The organism is Streptomyces roseicoloratus (assembly GCF_004117935.1).
GTDB classification, from domain to species: Bacteria; Actinomycetota; Actinomycetes; order Streptomycetales; family Streptomycetaceae; genus Streptomyces; species Streptomyces roseicoloratus.
On sequence record NZ_SDOY01000038.1, the window covers coordinates 24665 to 40872 of the forward strand.

Annotated in this window: 11 protein-coding genes and 1 pseudogene; all 12 read left to right on the forward strand. The window is 74.2% G+C overall.

Translation table 11 applies throughout. From position 1 onward, the window contains the following. Positions 1-94: 94 nt before the first annotated feature. A complete protein-coding gene (locus tag ESG85_RS02715; RefSeq protein WP_128976389.1) occupies positions 95-1444 on the forward strand; it encodes an ABC transporter substrate-binding protein in 1350 nt (449 codons plus the stop codon). A 6-nt stretch (positions 1445-1450) separates the two neighbouring features. Next, the gene (locus ESG85_RS02720) at positions 1451-2392 is read left to right on the forward strand and encodes a carbohydrate ABC transporter permease (RefSeq protein WP_128976390.1); all 942 of its coding nucleotides are present in this window, start codon (positions 1451-1453) and stop codon (positions 2390-2392) included. Between the two features lie 3 nt (positions 2393-2395). Further along, on the forward strand, positions 2396-3313 hold the full coding sequence (locus ESG85_RS02725; protein WP_128976391.1) for a carbohydrate ABC transporter permease: 918 nt from the start codon (positions 2396-2398) through the stop codon (positions 3311-3313). A gap of 8 nt (positions 3314-3321) precedes the next feature. Then, positions 3322-4587 carry a 6-phospho-beta-glucosidase gene (locus tag ESG85_RS02730; RefSeq protein ID WP_128976392.1) on the forward strand — a complete coding sequence of 422 codons (1266 nt, stop codon included), beginning with the start codon at positions 3322-3324 and terminating at the stop codon, positions 4585-4587. Next, on the forward strand, positions 4578-5558 hold the full coding sequence (locus tag ESG85_RS02735; protein WP_128976393.1) for an N-acetylglucosamine kinase: 981 nt from the start codon (positions 4578-4580) through the stop codon (positions 5556-5558). The genes ESG85_RS02730 and ESG85_RS02735 overlap by 10 nt, the downstream gene beginning before the upstream one ends. A gap of 277 nt (positions 5559-5835) precedes the next feature. Further along, a complete protein-coding gene (locus ESG85_RS02740) occupies positions 5836-7278 on the forward strand; it encodes a hypothetical protein (protein ID WP_181018943.1) in 1443 nt (480 codons plus the stop codon). Positions 7279-7289: 11 nt separating this feature from the next. After that, positions 7290-8408, forward strand: coding sequence for a glutamate ABC transporter substrate-binding protein (locus ESG85_RS02745; protein ID WP_128976394.1), 1119 nt, complete (start codon positions 7290-7292; stop codon positions 8406-8408). Positions 8409-8428: 20 nt separating this feature from the next. Further along, positions 8429-9706, forward strand: a complete 1278-nt coding sequence (locus ESG85_RS02750) for a coiled-coil domain-containing protein (RefSeq protein WP_164986147.1) — start codon at positions 8429-8431, stop codon at positions 9704-9706. A 59-nt stretch (positions 9707-9765) separates the two neighbouring features. Next, positions 9766-12198 (forward strand): serine/threonine-protein kinase, encoded by a 2433-nt coding sequence (locus ESG85_RS02755; RefSeq protein WP_128976397.1) that lies wholly within the window; start codon positions 9766-9768, stop codon positions 12196-12198. Positions 12199-12200: 2 nt separating this feature from the next. Next, positions 12201-13745, forward strand: coding sequence for a PP2C family protein-serine/threonine phosphatase (locus ESG85_RS02760; protein ID WP_128976399.1), 1545 nt, complete (start codon positions 12201-12203; stop codon positions 13743-13745). Positions 13746-13907: 162 nt separating this feature from the next. Then, on the forward strand, positions 13908-15233 hold the full coding sequence (locus ESG85_RS02765) for a vWA domain-containing protein (protein WP_128976395.1): 1326 nt from the start codon (positions 13908-13910) through the stop codon (positions 15231-15233). Between the two features lie 40 nt (positions 15234-15273). Beyond that, positions 15274-16208: pseudogene (locus tag ESG85_RS02770) on the forward strand (hypothetical protein); the annotation flags it as partial.

Below are 16208 nucleotides of genomic sequence, written 5' to 3' on the forward strand. Positions count from 1 at the left end.
CGCCCGTGTCCGTACTGCCCCGGCACCCCTGCCCCCGTCCCCTGCCCCCGTCCCCTGCCCCCGTCCCCCGGCCCCCGTCCCAGGGAGATCCTCCATGCCCGCTCGTCCCCGCCGCCGCGCCGCGGCCGCGCTCGCCGTCACCGCCTCCATAGGGCTCTTCGCCTCGGCCTGCACCGGCCAGTCCGACGGCGCCGCGGCCGCCGACGACCCGAACGCCAAGGTCACCCTCACCTTCTGGCACGGCTGGGCCGCGGAGTCCGAGGTGAAGGCCATCAACGACAGCATCGAGCGCTTCGAGCGGGCCCACCCCAACATCACGGTGAACGCCGTCGGCGACATCAACGACGACAAGCTCAACCAGGCGCTGCGCACCGGCGGTTCGAAGGGGCCCGACGTGGTCTCGTCGTTCACCACGTCCAACGTCGGCAAGTTCTGTTCGTCCGGCGCCTTCGCCGATCTGAAGCCCTTCATCGAGAAGTCGAAGCTCGACCTGGAGAAGGTCTTCCCGAAGACGCTGCTCGACTACACCCAGTTCGAGGGCAAGCGGTGCGCCATGCCGCTGCTCACCGACGCCTACGGCCTCTACTACAACAAGGACGCCTTCAAGGCCGCCGGACTCGACCCCGCCAAGCCCCCGAAGACGTACTCCGAGCTGCTCTCGTACGCGAAGAAGCTCACCAAGCCCAAGGGCGACGGCTTCGAGACGCTCGGCTTCATGCCGAACTACCACGGCTACGAGACCACCACCGAGCACTATCTCGGCAGTTGGGGGCCCTCCTACTTCGACGCGGCCGGCAAGTCCGCCGTCGCCTCCGACCCGGCGTTCGCGGCGATGCTGACGACGCAGAAGAAGATGGTCGACGAGCTCGGCGGCTACGCGAAGCTGGAGAAGTTCCGCACGGCCTTCGGCGCCGAGTTCGGCCCGAAGCACCCCTTCCACACCGGTCAGGTCGCCATGCAGCTCGACGGCGAGTGGCGGCTCGGCATGGCCGTCGACGCCAAGGCGCCCTTCGACATCGGCGTCGCCCCGATGCCGGTCCCCGACGACCGCGCGGCGGAGTACGGCAAGGGCTTCCTGTCCGGCACGATCATGGGCATCGCGCCGCGGAGCACGAAGCAGAACGCCGCCTGGGAACTGGTCAAGTTCATGACCACGGACACGGAGGCCGTCGTCGCCTTCGCCAACGGGATCCGCAACGTGCCGTCCACCTTCGAGGCCCTGGACTCGCCGAACCTGAACCTCGACCCGCGCTTCCGGACCTTCCTGGACATCGCCCGGCACCCGAAGTCCAACACCCCGGCGGGCGCGGTCAACGGCGCCGCGCACCTCAACACGCTCCAGGACTTCGCCCTGCAGTACGAGAAGGGCGAGGTGCCCGACCTCCAGGCCGGTCTGGCGAAGACCGCGCGGCAGATCGACACCGACATCGCCAAGGCGAAGTAGGCGCCGATGGCCGCCCCCACCCTCCGCTCGAAGCGCCGGCGCTCGGCGCTGCGCACGGCCGCGTTCCTGTCGCCGTGGCTCATCGGGTTCGGCGTCTTCTTCGCGTACCCGATGGTCTCGACCGTCTACTTCTCCTTCATGCGCTACGACGGCTTCCAGCCGCCGTCCTTCAACGGCCTGGCGAACTGGACGTACGTCTTCCGGGACTACCCGATGTTCTGGCCGGCGCTGCGCAACACCCTGTGGCTGGTCGTGGTGATGACGGCCTGCCGGGTCGTCTTCGGCCTCGGCGTCGGCCTGCTCATCACGAAGATCAAGACCGGCGCCGGGGTCTTCCGCACCCTGTTCTACCTGCCGTACCTGGCCCCGCCGGTCGCGGCGACGCTCGCCTTCGTCTTCCTGCTCAACCCGGGCACCGGGCCGGTGAACTCGGTCCTGGAAGGCCTCGGCGTGCCCGCACCGGCCTGGTTCACCGACGCGGCCTGGTCCAAGCCCGCGCTCACCATGCTCGCGGTGTGGGGCGTCGGCGACCTCATGGTCATCTTCATGGCCGCGCTGCTCGACGTACCGAAGGAGCAGTACGAGGCCGCCGAGCTCGACGGGGCCTCGGCCCTCCAGCGCTTCCGCTTCGTGACGCTGCCGAACATCGCGCCGATCGTGATGTTCGCCGTGGTCACCGGGATCATCCAGGCCATGCAGTACTACACCCAGCCCCTGGTGGCCGGAAAGGTCGCCTCCGGCGTCATCGGCGGATCGGGCCAGTCCTTCGAGCCGGGCTACCCGGACAAGTCCACGCTGACCCTGCCGCAGCTCGTCTACAACCTCGGCTTCCAGCGCTTCGACTACGGCGCGGCCTGCGCCACCGCCCTCGTCCTCTTCGCCCTGGCCATGGCCTTCACCGCCCTGCTCATGCGCCGTCGCGGCGGACTCGTCCAGGCAGGTGACTGACCCATGAGCCAGGTCGTGAAGACCCGCGGGCCCGGCGCCCGGCCGCCCGCCGCCGCGCCGGCCGCGCCGCGCACCCCGGCCGCCCGCACCGCGCGCCGCACGGCGGTGCTGCACTGGATCGCCGTGCACGCGCTCGGCGTCGCCGCCGCGCTGTTCTTCGTGCTGCCGTTCGTCTTCGTGCTGCTCACCTCGCTGATGAGCGGCCAGCAGGCCCTCACCCGCGACCTCGTCCCCGACACCTGGGAATGGCACAACTACGTCCGCGTCTTCGAGACGCCGGGCTTCCTCACCTGGTGGCGCAACACCCTGCTGTACGCGGGCCTCGGCACCGTCCTCACCGTGGTGTCGTCGGTCCCGGTGGCGTACGCGCTCGCCAGGTTCCGCTTCCGCGGCAGCAGGCTCGCGCTGATGCTGGTGATCTCGATGATGATGCTGCCGCCGCAGGTCGTCGTCATCCCGATGTACCTGTTCTGGGCGAAGCAGCTGGACCTCTCGGGCAGCCTGTGGCCGCTGATCATCCCGATGGCCTTCGGCGACGCCTTCTCCATCTTCCTGCTGCGCCAGTTCCTGCTGACCATCCCGAGCGAGTACCTCGACGCCGCCCGCGTCGACGGCTGCGGCGAACTGCGCACGCTCGTCCGGGTCGTGCTGCCCATGGCGAAGCCGGGCATCGCGGCCGTCGCGCTCTTCCAGTTCTTCGCCGCGTGGAACGACTACTTCGGGCCGCAGATCTACGCCTCGGAGAACCCGGCGGCATGGACGCTGAGCTACGGGCTCGAGTCCTTCAAAGGCGCGCACCACACCGACTGGAATCTGACCATGGCCGCGACCGTCCTGGTCATGGCCCCCGTGATCCTCGTCTTCTTCTTCGCCCAGAAGGCATTCGTCGAGGGCGTCACACTGACCGGAGTGAAGGGCTGACTGATCTGATGAAGCTGGCTGTCGTGGGGGGCGGCTCCACCTACACCCCCGAACTGATCGACGGGTTCGCGCGGTTGCGCGACACCCTGCCCGTCACCGAACTCGTCCTCGTCGACCCGGCCGCCGAGCGCCTGGAGCTCGTCGGCGGCCTGGCCCGGCGGATCTTCGCCCGGCAGGGCCACGAAGGGACCATCACCACCACCTCGGACCTCGACGCGGGGGTCGACGGCGCCGACGCCGTCCTCCTCCAGCTGCGGGTCGGCGGACAGGCCGCCCGCGAACGGGACGAGACCTGGCCGCTGGAGTGCGGCTGTGTCGGGCAGGAGACCACCGGCGCCGGCGGCCTCGCCAAGGCGCTGCGCACCGTCCCCGTCGTCCTGGACATCGCCGAGCGGGTGCGCCGCACCAACCCGGACGCCTGGATCATCGACTTCACCAACCCGGTCGGCATCGTCACCCGGGCGCTGCTCCGGGCCGGCCACAAGGCCGTCGGCCTGTGCAACGTGGCCATCGGCTTCCAGCGGAAGTTCGCCGCGCTGCTCGGCGTCTCCCCCGCCGAGGTGCACCTCGACCACGTGGGCCTCAACCACCTCACCTGGGAGACCGGGGTACGGCTCGGCGGCCCCGGGGGCGAGGACGTCCTGCCCCGGCTGCTCGCCGAACACGGCGACGCCGTCGCCGACGACCTGCGGCTGCCGCGCTCCGTCCTCGACCGGCTCGGCGTCGTCCCCTCGTACTACCTGCGCTACTTCTACGCGCACGACGCCGTCGTGGAGGAGCTGCGCACCAAGCCGTCGCGGGCGGCCGAGGTCGCCGCGATGGAGAAGCAGCTCCTGGAGATGTACGGGGACTCGGCGCTCGACGAGAAGCCGGCCCTGCTCGGCAAGCGAGGCGGCGCCTTCTACTCGGAGGCGGCCGTGGACCTCGCGGCCGCGCTGCTGGGCGGCGGCGGGTCGCCGCACCAGGTGGTGAACACGTACAACAGGGGCACGCTGCCGTTCCTGCCGGACGACGCCGTGATCGAGGTGCCGGCGGCGGTCGGTCCGCAGGGCGCCGCGCCGCTGCCGGTGGCGCCGGTCGACCCGCTGTACGCGGGCCTCATCGCGAACGTCACCGCGTACGAGGACCTGGCCCTGGAGGCGGCGCTGCGCGGCGGCCGGGAGCGGGTGTTCAAGGCGCTGCTCGCGCACCCGCTGGTGGGGCAGCTGGAGTACGCGGACGGGCTGACGGACCGGCTGCTCGCCCACAACCGGGAGCACCTGGCGTGGGCCTGACCGGAGCGCTCCTCGCCGTGGACGCGGGGAACAGCAAGACCGACGTCGCGGTCCTCGCCCCGGACGGCACGGTCCTGGGCGAGGCGCGCGGCGGCGGGTTCCGGCCGCCGGTGGTGGGCGTGGCGGCGGCGGTCGACGCGCTCGCGGAGATCGTCGACGCGGCGTGGTCGGCGGCCGGCGGCGACGCCGCTCCGGTCTTCGGGCGGGTCGCCGCCTGTCTCGCCAACGCAGATCTGCCGGTCGAGGAGGCGGAGTTGACGGCGGCCCTGGAGGCGCGCGGCTGGGGCGGCGCGGTCCGGGTGCACAACGACACCTTCGCGATCCTGCGGGCCGGTGTCGACGAGCCGCGCGGTGTCGCCGTGGTGTGCGGCGCCGGGATCAACTGCGTGGGCATGACGCCGGACGGCCGGACGGCCCGGTTCCCCGCGATCGGGAAGATCTCCGGGGACTGGGGCGGTGGCGGCGGACTCGCCGAGGAGGCCCTGTGGTTCGCCGCGCGCGCCGAGGACGGGCGGGGCGCGCCGACCGAACTGGCCAGGGCCCTGCCGGAGCACTTCGGGCTGGCGTCGATGTACGCGCTGATCGAGGCGCTGCACCTGGGGCACGTGGCGCCGGAGCGCCGGCACGAGTTGACGCCGGTGCTGTTCCGTACGAGCGCGGCGGGCGACCCGGTCGCCCGGTCGCTGGTGGACCGGCTGGCGGAGGAGGTCGTGGCGCTGGCGTCGGTGGCGCTCGGGCGGCTCGGGCTGCTCGGCGAGGAGGTGCCGGTGGTGCTCGGCGGCAGCGTGCTGGCCGCGCGCCATCCGCGTCTCGACGCGCGGATCGCCGCGCTGCTCGCCGTGAAGGCGCCGCGGGCGGTGCTCCGCGTGGTGACCGCGCCGCCGGTGCTCGGCGCGGGACTGCTGGCGCTGGACGCGGCGGGCGCGCCGCCGGAGGCGGCGGCGCGGCTGCGGGAGCACTACGGAAGCTGAGCGCGGGCGTGGTGGGTGCGGGGCGTTCCTCCGGGGGCGCCCCGCACGCATGTTCACTCGTTCGAGGACGTTCGGGGTGGAACCGATTCCGGCCAGGGATCGTATTCATGGTGAGGGGGGTTCGCCTGCGAGGGGCAGGGGACCATGGGGCACGATAGGAACAAGATCAGGTCAATCCCGGTGTGCGGGAAGGGCGCTGCGGCCATACTGCTGGCCGGGGAGTCGTCCGCCGCCGCCGGCGTGACGGGTCGACGTCGGAGACCGAGGGGGAGGTCACGTGACATACCCGCCGAACGCGCCCGCCGCCTCGGCGGCGCAGGGCACCACCGCCGCGCCCGCGCGGCCGGTTCCCGCGGTGCCCGCACAGGCGACGCGGGCCGGTCACTCGCCGGCCGCCGCCCCGCCGCCGGCCTCGCCCGGCGCCTGGGCCGAGGGCCGTGAGCTGCTGCGCCGCGCCGCGACGACCGAGCCGGGCCGGCTGCGGATCCTCGGCGCCGTCCTGGCGCTGCTGGTCGTCGCCTTCGGCGCCGTCACGGCCTACGAGGTCGCCGACCGCGCCGCGTACGCGGACGACGTGGCGGGCCGCAGCCAGCCGCTGAGCGCCGACGCCGCCGACATCTACCGTTCCCTCGCCGACGCGGACGCCACGGCCGCGAGCGGCTTCCTGGCCGGCCCGCAGGAGTCCGAGCAGGTCCGCAAGCGGTACGCGGACGACATCGCGACCGCCTCCCGGCTGCTGGTCAAGGCCGCAGCGAGCACCGACGCGGGCGGCGACTCGGCCCGCGAGATCGCCGTCCTGAACGAGCACCTGCCGCGCTACACGGGCCTGATAGAGCGGGCGCGGGCCGCCAACCGGCAGGGCCTGCCGCTCGGCGGCGCCTATCTGCGGTACGCGAACCTGACCATGAGCCGGCAGCTCCTGCCCGCCGCGGAGCGGCTGTACGCGGAGGAGACCGAGCGGCTGCACCGGGACGACGACGAGGCCCGCGCCTGGCCGGTGCTCTCGCTCGCGCTCGGGCTGCTCGCCCTGGCCGTGCTGGTCGGGGTCCAGCGCCGCACCTACCTGCGCACCAACCGGGTGTTCAACCGCGGGCTGCTCGCCGCGAGCGCCTCCTGTCTGGTGGCCCTGCTGTGGCTGCTCGCCGGGCACGGCCTCGCACGCGCCGGCCTGAACGACGCCCGGGAGCACGGCCAGAAGTCGCTCCAGGTGCTCAACGAGGCCCGGATCAGCTCCCTGAAGGCGCGCGCCAACGAGAACCTGGCCGTGGTCGCGCGCGGCGCCGTGCTCACCGAGGACGGCAAGAACGACAAGTACGAGGCCGACTACGGCGCCGGCGTGGACGCGCTGGACGGCGCGCTCGACACCGCGGAGGGCCTCGCCGACGACGCGGAGGGGCGCGGTCCGCTCGCCGAGGCCGCCGCCCGCACCGGAGAGTGGCGCGAGCGGCACGCGAAGGCCCGCGAGCTCGACGACGCGGGCGACTTCACCCGCGCCATGGAGAAGATCATCGGCAGCAAGGGGTCGACCGGCGAGTCCTTCGACCAGGTCGACGCGGCGCTCGGCCGGGCCCTCGCCCACGAGCAGGCCGAGTTCACCCGCGCCGCCGAGGGCGGCCGGGACGCCCTGACCGGGCTGCCGCTGGGCGCCGCGGTCCTGGGCGTGTTCGCCGCGGGGTGCGCCGTCACGGGCGTCAACCGCAGACTGTCGGAGTACCGGTGAGAGGGGGCGGGATGCCGGACGGCGTCGACACGACGAACGGGACGCCCGGGGTGCCGGGCGGCACCGCCACGCCGCCCGCCGCGGCTCCGCGTGGCGTCGCGCGCCTGCGCGGCTGGGGCGGGGTGGCCGCGATGGCCGTGGCCTGCGCCCTGACCGCCTCCCTCGCGCTGTTCGCGCTTCCGCGCGCCGGTGAGCCGGCGGGGCCCGCCGGGCCGGGCCCCGGCGTGGGCCGGGGTCTGCAGATCAGGGCGGAGAGCGCGGAGACCTGCGAGAACCCGGAGGCGTCGCTGACGCCGTCGACGGCCGACGGTCCCGCCGTGGCCCGGATCAAGAACCGCGGCAAGCTGATCGTGGGCGTCGACCAGTCCAGCTACAACTGGGGCTTCCGCACGCCGCCGACGGTCGTCCGGCAGCAGGACGGCTCGGTGAAGGAGGTGCCCGGCGAGCTCCGCGGCTTCGACATCGACCTGGCGAAGGCCATCGCGAAGTCCCTCCTGGGCTCCGAGGACGCCGTCATCTTCCGCACCATCCCGACCAACCAGCGGATCACAGCCCTGGAGAGCGGCAAGGTCGACCTGGTGGTGCGCACCATGACCATCAACTGCAAGCGCATCCAGCAGGTCGCCTTCTCCACCGCCTACTTCCAGGCCGGCCAGCAGGTCCTCGCGCCCAAGTCCTCCACCGTCACCGGCTACGACTCCTCGCTGAGCGGCAAGCGGGTGTGCACCGCCGAGGGCTCCACGGCCTACGAGGCACTGGAGGCGAAGTCGTTCGGCGCGGTCTACAAGGACGTCGGCGACGGCACCAAGGACGACCCGGACCTGCTGACCGTGCCCAACCAGCTGGACTGTCTGGCCCGGCTGCAGATGGGCGAGGTCGACGCCGTCCTCACCGACAACGCGCTGGCCGCCGGCCAGGCCGCGCAGGACCCGGCCGTCGAGCTGAAGGGAAAGCCGTTCACCACCGAGTACTACGGCGTGGCCGCGAAGCTGGGCGAGGACGACCTGGTGCGCCGGGTCAACCAGGTGCTCGTGGAGTACCGGCAGGGCCCCTGGCAGCGGGCGTACCAGAAGTGGCTGGCGGCGGACCTGCCCGGGATACCCGGGCCCCCCGCACCCCTGTACAAGTAGCACGAGACGAGAGGTGATCGATGGGCGTCGCGGGACCCCCCGGGCCGGTGATGGACCGGGACGAGGTGGACCGTGCGCTGGCGCGGCTGGGCGCGGAGCACAAGGCGGTCGAGGACTCGCTCCTCGCCCTCCAGGACCACGCGGGCCGCCGGCTGCTCGAAGGCGCCGAGCTGACCGGGACGACCCGGGACCGCTGGCAGGACGCCGAGCGGACGATCACCCTGCTGTGGGCGTACTTCGACGCGTACACGGCCGCGCTGCACGACGCCCGTGAGCTGCGCGCCCGGCGCCGCTGGCCCGGGCGGGAGGAGCTGGCCGAGCTGACCGACCGGCTGCGCGGCGAGAGCGTGCACGTGCCGGGCGGCGCGGTCGGGCGGGCCGCGCTCGCCGAGCGCTTCACCCTGGACGGCCTGGTCCGGCGGATGAACGAGCTGTACGCCTCCTCGCTCGACGTGGTGGTCACCGCCGACGCCGTGTGGTCGGCGCTGCCCGCCCGGATAGACCTGCTCGCCGCCGAGCTGGGCCGGACGCGTTCGCTGGCGCACTCGGTGGGCGTACGGCCCGGGGAGCACCCGGCCGGTGACGAGCTGGAGTCGATCACGGCCGAGCTGTCCGCGCTGCGCGCCCAGGTGGTGTCCGATCCGCTGGCCTTCTGGCGTCCGGCGCAGGGCAGTTCGGCACCGGGCGGCGGGCGGCCCGACACCGAGCGCTACGACACGGCGGCCCGCGCGCTGGAGGACGTCCGGCGCGAGATCGAGGCGGTGCTCCAGGTCCGGCAGGACTCCGAGGAGCGGCTGCTGCGGCTGCGGGACGTGCTGTCGCGCGCGGACCGGACCCTCGCCGAGGCGCGGGCGGCCCGCGGCGAGGTCCTCGCGAAGATCGCCGCCTCGGAGGTGCCGGCCGTCAGCGGCCCGCCGGTGGCGCTCCAGGAGCGGCTGTCCGCGGCCGCCGAGTACCGCAGACACGCCCTGTGGCACCGGCTCTCGCCGCTCCTGGACGCCCTGGAGCGCGAGGCGGAGGAGGAACTGCTGCGGGCCCGCGAGTCGTTGACGGCGGTGACCGCGCCGCTGGCGGTCCGCGCCGAGCTGCGCGGCCGGCTCGACGCGTACAAGGCGAAGGTGGCCAGGCTCGGGGCGGCGGAGGATCCGCTGCTCATCGAGCGGTACGACACGGCACGCCGGATGCTGTGGAGCGCACCGTGCGATCTGCGGGCCGCCGAGCAGGCGGTGCTGCGCTATCAGCAGGCGGCGGCGGAGACGCTGTCCGGACCGAGAGACGGCGGGGGGAACCAGTGGTGAGCGAGGGGTCCGGAGTGGGCAGCTGTCAGCGTCCGTCGTGCGAGGGCTCGTACGAGGACATGGGCGGCGGCGAGCTGTACTGCGACACCTGCGGTCTCGCCCCGGTCGTCGCGGCCGGCGGCATGCTGCGGGCGACGCGCACCGGGCTCGCGGTGCCCGGCGGCACCGGGCGCGGGAGCGACTCGGGCCGTTCGGCCTCGTCCGCGTCGTCGCGGGTGTCCTCGCGCTCGGCGCGGTCGGCCGCGTCCCGGCGTTCGGTGTCCGGGCGGCTCTCGCGGTCCCTGTCCGGGGCGAGCGGCCCGTCGCGTTCGGTGTCGGTGCGCAGTTCGGGCTCGACCGGCGGACCGTCGGGGCGGGGCCGGCTGGGCGCCGGTCTGGTGGCGGTGCCGGAGGTGCCGCGGCCGGACCCGCGGGCCGCCGTGATGGACACGCCGGAGGTGCCCGAGCGGAAGCGTTTCTGCTCCCGTTCGGACTGCGGTGCCCCGGTGGGCCGTTCGCGCGGCGACCGGCCGGGCCGTACCGAGGGCTTCTGCACCAAGTGCGGCCACCCGTACTCCTTCGTGCCGAAGCTGCGCGCCGGTGACGTGGTCCACGGGCAGTACGAGGTGGCGGGCTGTCTCGCGCACGGCGGTCTCGGCTGGGTCTACCTCGCCGTCGACAAGGCGGTATCCGACCGCTGGGTGGTCCTCAAGGGCCTGCTCGACACCGGCGACCAGGACGCGATGGCCGCGGCCATCTCCGAGCGCCGCTTCCTCGCGGAGATCGAGCACGCCAACATCGTCCGCATCTACAACTTCGTCGAGCACCTGGACCAGCGCACCGGCTCCCTGGACGGCTACATCGTCATGGAGTACGTGGGCGGCAAGTCCCTCAAGGAGATCGCCAACGGGCGGCGCACCCCGGACGGCCGGCGCGACCCGCTGCCGGTCGAGCAGGCCTGCGCGTACGGCATCGAGGCCCTGGAGGCCCTCGGCCATCTGCACAGCCGCAACCTGCTCTACTGCGACTTCAAGGTCGACAACGCGATCCAGACCGAGGACCAGCTGAAGCTCATCGACATGGGCGCGGTCCGGCGGATGGACGACGACGAGTCCGCGATCTACGGCACGGTCGGCTACCAGGCGCCGGAGGTCGCCGAGGTCGGCCCCTCGGTGGCGAGCGACCTGTACACGGTGGCCCGCACCCTGGCCGTGCTCACCTTCGACTTCCAGGGCTACACCAACGTCTTCGTGGACTCGCTGCCCGAGCCGGACGGCATCGACGTCCTCCGTACGTACGAGTCCTTCTACCGCTTCCTGGTGCGCGCCACCGACCCCGACCCGGCCCGCCGGTTCGGCTCCGCGCAGGAGATGGCCGAGCAGCTGACCGGCGTCCTGCGCGAGGTCGTCGCGCTGCAGTCGGGCCGGCCGCGGCCGGCGCTGTCGACGCTGTTCGGCGCCGAGGTGCGGGTCACGGACACCGAGCTGTTCGAGGAGCTCACCGAGGACGTGTCGGTGCTCGGCGCGCGCGAGCGGCGCCGCGGCAGGAAGACGCTGCCGACGTCCGTCAACGGCCGGGCCGGAAGCTTCCTGCGCCCCTTCGACGTGCCCGCGACGGCTCTCGCGCTGCCGCTGCCGCGGGTGGACCCGGCCGATCCCAACGCCGGTTTCCTCGCCGGTCTGCTCGCCGCCGCTCCCGCCGAGCTGATCACCGCACTGCACGCGGCGCCGCTCCCCTCGCTGGAACTGCGGCTCAGGGAACTGCGGGCGCGCCTGGAGATGGGCGACCTGGTGTCCGCCGGACGTGCGCTGGACGACCTGGAGCACGGCCACACGGACGACTGGCGGGTGGTCTGGTACCGGGGCGTGACGTCCCTGATCGGCGGCGACCGGGAGAGCGCGGCGCTCTCCTTCGACGCGATCTACGACGCCTTCCCCGGCGAGCCCGCGCCCAAGCTGGCGCTCGGCGTCTGCGCCGAGCTGCTCGGCCAGCTGGACAACGCGGCGGAGTACTACCGGCTGGTGTGGGCGACCGACCCCAGCTACGTCAGCGCCGCGTTCGGCCTGGCCCGGGTGCAGCTCGCGGCCGGCGACCGGGCGGGCGCGGTCCGCACCCTGGAGTCGGTGCCCGAGTCGTCCATCCACTACACGGCGGCCCGGGTCGCCGCCGTACGGGCACGGCTGCGCCGCCGGCCGGCCAACGAACCGCTGGGCGCCGATCTGACCGCCGCCGCGGCGCAGGTCTCCGCGCTGCAGGGCTTCGGCCTGGACGCGGTGCGCCGTGAGCAGCTGTCGGCGGAGGTGCTCGGCACGGCCCTCGACTGGGTGCTGTCCGGCAGCCCCGGCGCGGGCCCGGGCGGCACGGCGCTGCTGGGCAGCGAACTGGACGAGCGCGGACTGCGCTTCGGCCTCGAACGCTCGTACCGGGTGCTCGCCCGGCTCGCCCAACGCGGCGAGGAGAGGATCGAACTGGTGGAGCGGGCCAACCGCTTCCGCCCCAGGACGTGGGTGTGAGTATGTCGTTGAAGCCCAAGCCGCCGCACCCGCTGGGGAACTGCCCCGGCTGCGCGGAGCCGCTCGAGTCGGGCGACCGGTTCTGTGGCGCGTGCGGCTTCGACCTGTCGGCCGCCGAGGTGCCGGACCGGCCGACGGTGCCCATCGCGCTGCCCGTGGAATGGCCGGAGCCCCCGCCCCGCGACCCCCAGTCCCTGACCACGGCCACCCAGCATCCCCACGACCTCCCGGGCACCGACTCGGGCGGCCGCGACCTCCCGACGATCCCGGTCCGCACGGACGGGGTACCGGAGGGCGCGGGGGCGGAGGCTGCGGCTGCGGCTGCGGCTGCGGCGCCCCAGGGCGACGCGGCCGAGGCGGTCGGGGCCACGGGCGGGCAGGCGCCCGCCGAGCGGACGGCCCCTGGCGCGGAGCCCGAGGGCGCCGGGGCCCCGGGCGAGCCGGTGACCGCCGAGCGGACGCCGGCTGTCACGGGGCCGGAGGGCGCGACGTCGTCGTCCGGTTCCGGTCCGGAGGCCGTACAGCCGTCCGACGACGGGGACTTCACCCTGCCCGCGCCCGATCCGCGAGCGGCGCTGCGCGCCGAGCCGACGGCCGCCCCGCCCACGCCGGCAGCCGAGCCTTCCGGCGGCGACGGGCGGAAGGTGTGTGTCGCCTGCCGGGTCGGACGGGTCGACGGCGACGGTTACTGCGAGCACTGCGGGCACGCCCAGCCGCGCGACCGCGACCACATGGAGGAGGACCTGCCGGCGGTCGCCGCCGTCAGCGACCGCGGGCTGCGCCACCACCGCAACGAGGACTCCTTCGCCGTGGCCTCCACCGCGCTGGCCGACGGCTCGCCGGCCACGCTCGCCGTCGTCTGCGACGGCGTGTCCTCCGCGACCCGCCCCGACGAGGCGTCCGCCGCCGCCGCGTCCGCGGCGCGCGCCGCGCTCCTCACGGCACTGCCCCGCGGCACCCACCCGCAGCAGGCCATGCAGGAGGCCATCGTCGCCGCCGCCGACGCGGTCACCGCACTGGCCGAGCGCCCGGAAGGCGAGCGGGAGCACCAGAACGCGCCGGCCTGCACCATCGTCGGCTCGATCGTCACCGACGGGCTGCTCGTCGTCGGCTGGGTCGGCGACAGCCGGGCCTACTGGGTGCCGGACGACCGCACCACCCCGCCCGCCCGGCTCACCGAGGACGACTCGTGGGCCGCGCAGATGGTCGCGGCGGGCCTGATGAACGAGGCGCAGGCGTACGCGGACGAGCGCGCCCACGCGATCACCGGCTGGCTCGGCGCGGACAGCTACGAACTGGATCCGCACACCGCCGCGTTCAAGCCGGACCGGCCGGGCGTGGTCGTGGTCTGCACGGACGGTCTGTGGAACTACGCGGAGGCGGCGGACGACATGGCGCGCGTCCTTCCGCCGGACGCTGCCGAACGCCCGCTGCACGCCGCGCAGGTGCTGGTCGGCCACGCCCTCGACGGCGGCGGCCACGACAACATCACGGTCGCGCTGCTGCCGTTCGCCCTTCCGTCCCCGGGAGCGGCGGACCCGGCCTGACCGCCCGACCGACCGTCAACCGGCCGCCGGGCCCTCTGACCGCCCGACCGACCGTCAACCGGCCGCCTGACCGTCCGACCGGCGGTCCGACCGGCCGTCCGACCGCCGCTCCCCTTCTGCATCCGTACGCCTTCTTCGCGTGACCGAGGAGCCGAATCACCCATGGCGAACTTCTCCAAGCCGACCGGGCCGCAGTTCTCGGTGGACGTGTACCAGAACGAGTTCCTGCCGGAGGGCGGACGGGACGTCAACGCGATCGTCACCGTCACCGCCACCGGCGGCGGCACCGCCGGCTCGTTCCGGCCGGCCGCGGCCCGCTCCGCCGCCGTCGTCCTGATGCTCGACTGCTCGGGCTCGATGGACTACCCGGCGACCAAGATGCGCGGCGCCCGCGAGGCGACCGCCGCCGCGATCGACACCCTGCGCGACGGCACCTTCTTCGCCGTGGTCGCCGGCACGCACGTGGCGAAGGAGGTCTACCCGGGGGACGGACGGCTCGCCGTCGCCGACGCGCGCACCCGCGCCGAGGCGAAGAACGCGCTGCGCGGGCTGAGCGCGGGCGGCGGTACCGCCATCGGCACCTGGCTGCGGCTCGCCGACCGGCTGCTCTCCTCCGCCGACGCCGCCATCCGGCACGGCATCCTGCTCACCGACGGCCGCAACGAACACGAGGCGCCGGCCGAGCTGCGGGCCGCGCTCGACGCCTGTGCGGGCCGGTTCACCTGCGACGCCCGCGGCGTCGGCACGGACTGGGAGGTCGAGGAGGTCAAGGGCATCGCCCGGGCGCTGCTCGGTACCGCCGACATCGTCGCCGACCCGGCCGGTCTGACCGCCGACTTCACGACGATGATGGAGAACGCCATGGGCAAGGAGGTCGCGGACGTCGCCCTGCGCCTGTGGACCCCGGTCGGCGTGGAGATCGGCTTCGTGAAGCAGGTCGCGCCTACGGTCGAGGACCTGACGGGCCGGCGCACCGAGGCGGGCCCGCGCGCCGGCGACTACCCGACCGGCTCGTGGGGCGACGAGTCCCGCGACTACCACGTGTCCGTACGGGTTCCCCAGGCGGCGGTCGGCCAGGAGATGCTCGCCGCCCGGGTCTCGCTGATCGTCCCCGACCCGGCCGGCGGCGCCCCCACGACGCTGTCTCAGGGACTGGTACGGGCGGTGTGGACCGACGACATGGTCATGTCCACGGCGATCAACGCGCAGGTCGCGCACTACACGGGACAGGCCGAGCTCGCCGACGCCATCCAGAAGGGCCTCGACGCACGCAAATCGGGCGATCACGACGGCGCGACGGCCAAGCTCGGGCGAGCCGTGCAGCTCGCGGCGGCCTCCGGCAACGCCGATACCGCGAAACTCCTTTCGAAGGTGGTGGACGTGGTCGACGCCGCGACGGGTACTGTGCGTTTGAAGGCGAAGGTCGCGGAAGCGGACGAGATGACTCTCGAGACCCGCTCCACGAAGACCGTTCGCGTGAAGAAGTAGGCCCGTCAGGGCGAGGACGACGAGAGGGGGAAGCACCGACATGCCGACCTGCCCGAACGGACACCAGTCGGTCTCCGACGACTGGTGCGAGGTCTGCGGCCACCGCATGGCGGCCGGGGCGGGCGCGCCGACGGGTGCCGTACCGCCGCCTCCCCCGCCGCCCCCTCCCGCGTACGGCTACCCCGGCCCCGGTGGCCCGGGATCCCCGGCCGGTCCCGGGGCGCCGGGCGGCCCCGGTGCGCCCGGCGCTCCCGCCGGTTACGGCGCCCCCGCCGGTCCTGGTGCTCCCGGCGCTCCGGCCGGTCACGGCGGTCACGGAGCTCCGGTCCCGCCGCCTCCGCCCGCGTCCGCCGGCTTCGGACAGGGCGGCGACCCGAACGCCACCGCCCACGCCGAGCTGTGCCCGCAGTGCCGCACGCCGCGCGAGCACATGGCGCCGTTCTGCGAGGAGTGCCGCTGGAACTTCCTCACGAACACGGCGACCTCGTACACGCCGATCGCCCCGCCGAACGCGGCCCGCCCGCCGGCCGCGCCGCAGGGACCCGGCCCCCAGGGCCCCGGTCCGCACGGACCCGGCCCCCAGGGACCCGGCCCCCAGGGACCCGGACCGCAGGACCCCGGCTACCAGGGCCCCGGGCCGCAGGGCTCCGCCCCTCAGGGTCCGCCGCCCGGACTCAACCTGCCCGCCGGCTTCCAGGCGCCGCCACGGCCCGCGCAGCCGCAGCCGCAGCACCCGGACGCGTTCGACTACCAGGGCTCGCGCCCGTCCCAGGTGAACCGTCCCGCCGAGCCGCTGGGCGCCGACCCGACCCACCACCAGGCACCGCCGCAGCGCCCGCCGACGGCCGAGCCGCCGCAGGCGCCCCAGGCCGCGCCGGCCCCGCAGGCGTTCCCGGCCGCGCCCTCTCAGCCTGCCCCGCCGCAGCCGCGCGCGGACGACGACTGGATGCTCCCGCCGCCCTCGCAGGCCCAGCA

Coding starts and splice junctions, on each gene's coding strand:
- ESG85_RS02720 (WP_128976390.1), top strand. CDS start 1,451: ATGGCCGCCCCCACCCTCCGCTCGAAGCGCCGGCGCTCGGCGCTGCGC.
- ESG85_RS02715 (WP_128976389.1), top strand. CDS start 95: ATGCCCGCTCGTCCCCGCCGCCGCGCCGCGGCCGCGCTCGCCGTCACC.
- ESG85_RS02760 (WP_128976399.1), top strand. CDS start 12,201: ATGTCGTTGAAGCCCAAGCCGCCGCACCCGCTGGGGAACTGCCCCGGC.
- ESG85_RS02745 (WP_128976394.1), top strand. CDS start 7,290: ATGCCGGACGGCGTCGACACGACGAACGGGACGCCCGGGGTGCCGGGC.
- ESG85_RS02725 (WP_128976391.1), top strand. CDS start 2,396: ATGAGCCAGGTCGTGAAGACCCGCGGGCCCGGCGCCCGGCCGCCCGCC.
- ESG85_RS02765 (WP_128976395.1), top strand. CDS start 13,908: ATGGCGAACTTCTCCAAGCCGACCGGGCCGCAGTTCTCGGTGGACGTG.
- ESG85_RS02755 (WP_128976397.1), top strand. CDS start 9,766: ATGGGCGGCGGCGAGCTGTACTGCGACACCTGCGGTCTCGCCCCGGTC.
- ESG85_RS02750 (WP_164986147.1), top strand. CDS start 8,429: ATGGGCGTCGCGGGACCCCCCGGGCCGGTGATGGACCGGGACGAGGTG.
- ESG85_RS02730 (WP_128976392.1), top strand. CDS start 3,322: ATGAAGCTGGCTGTCGTGGGGGGCGGCTCCACCTACACCCCCGAACTG.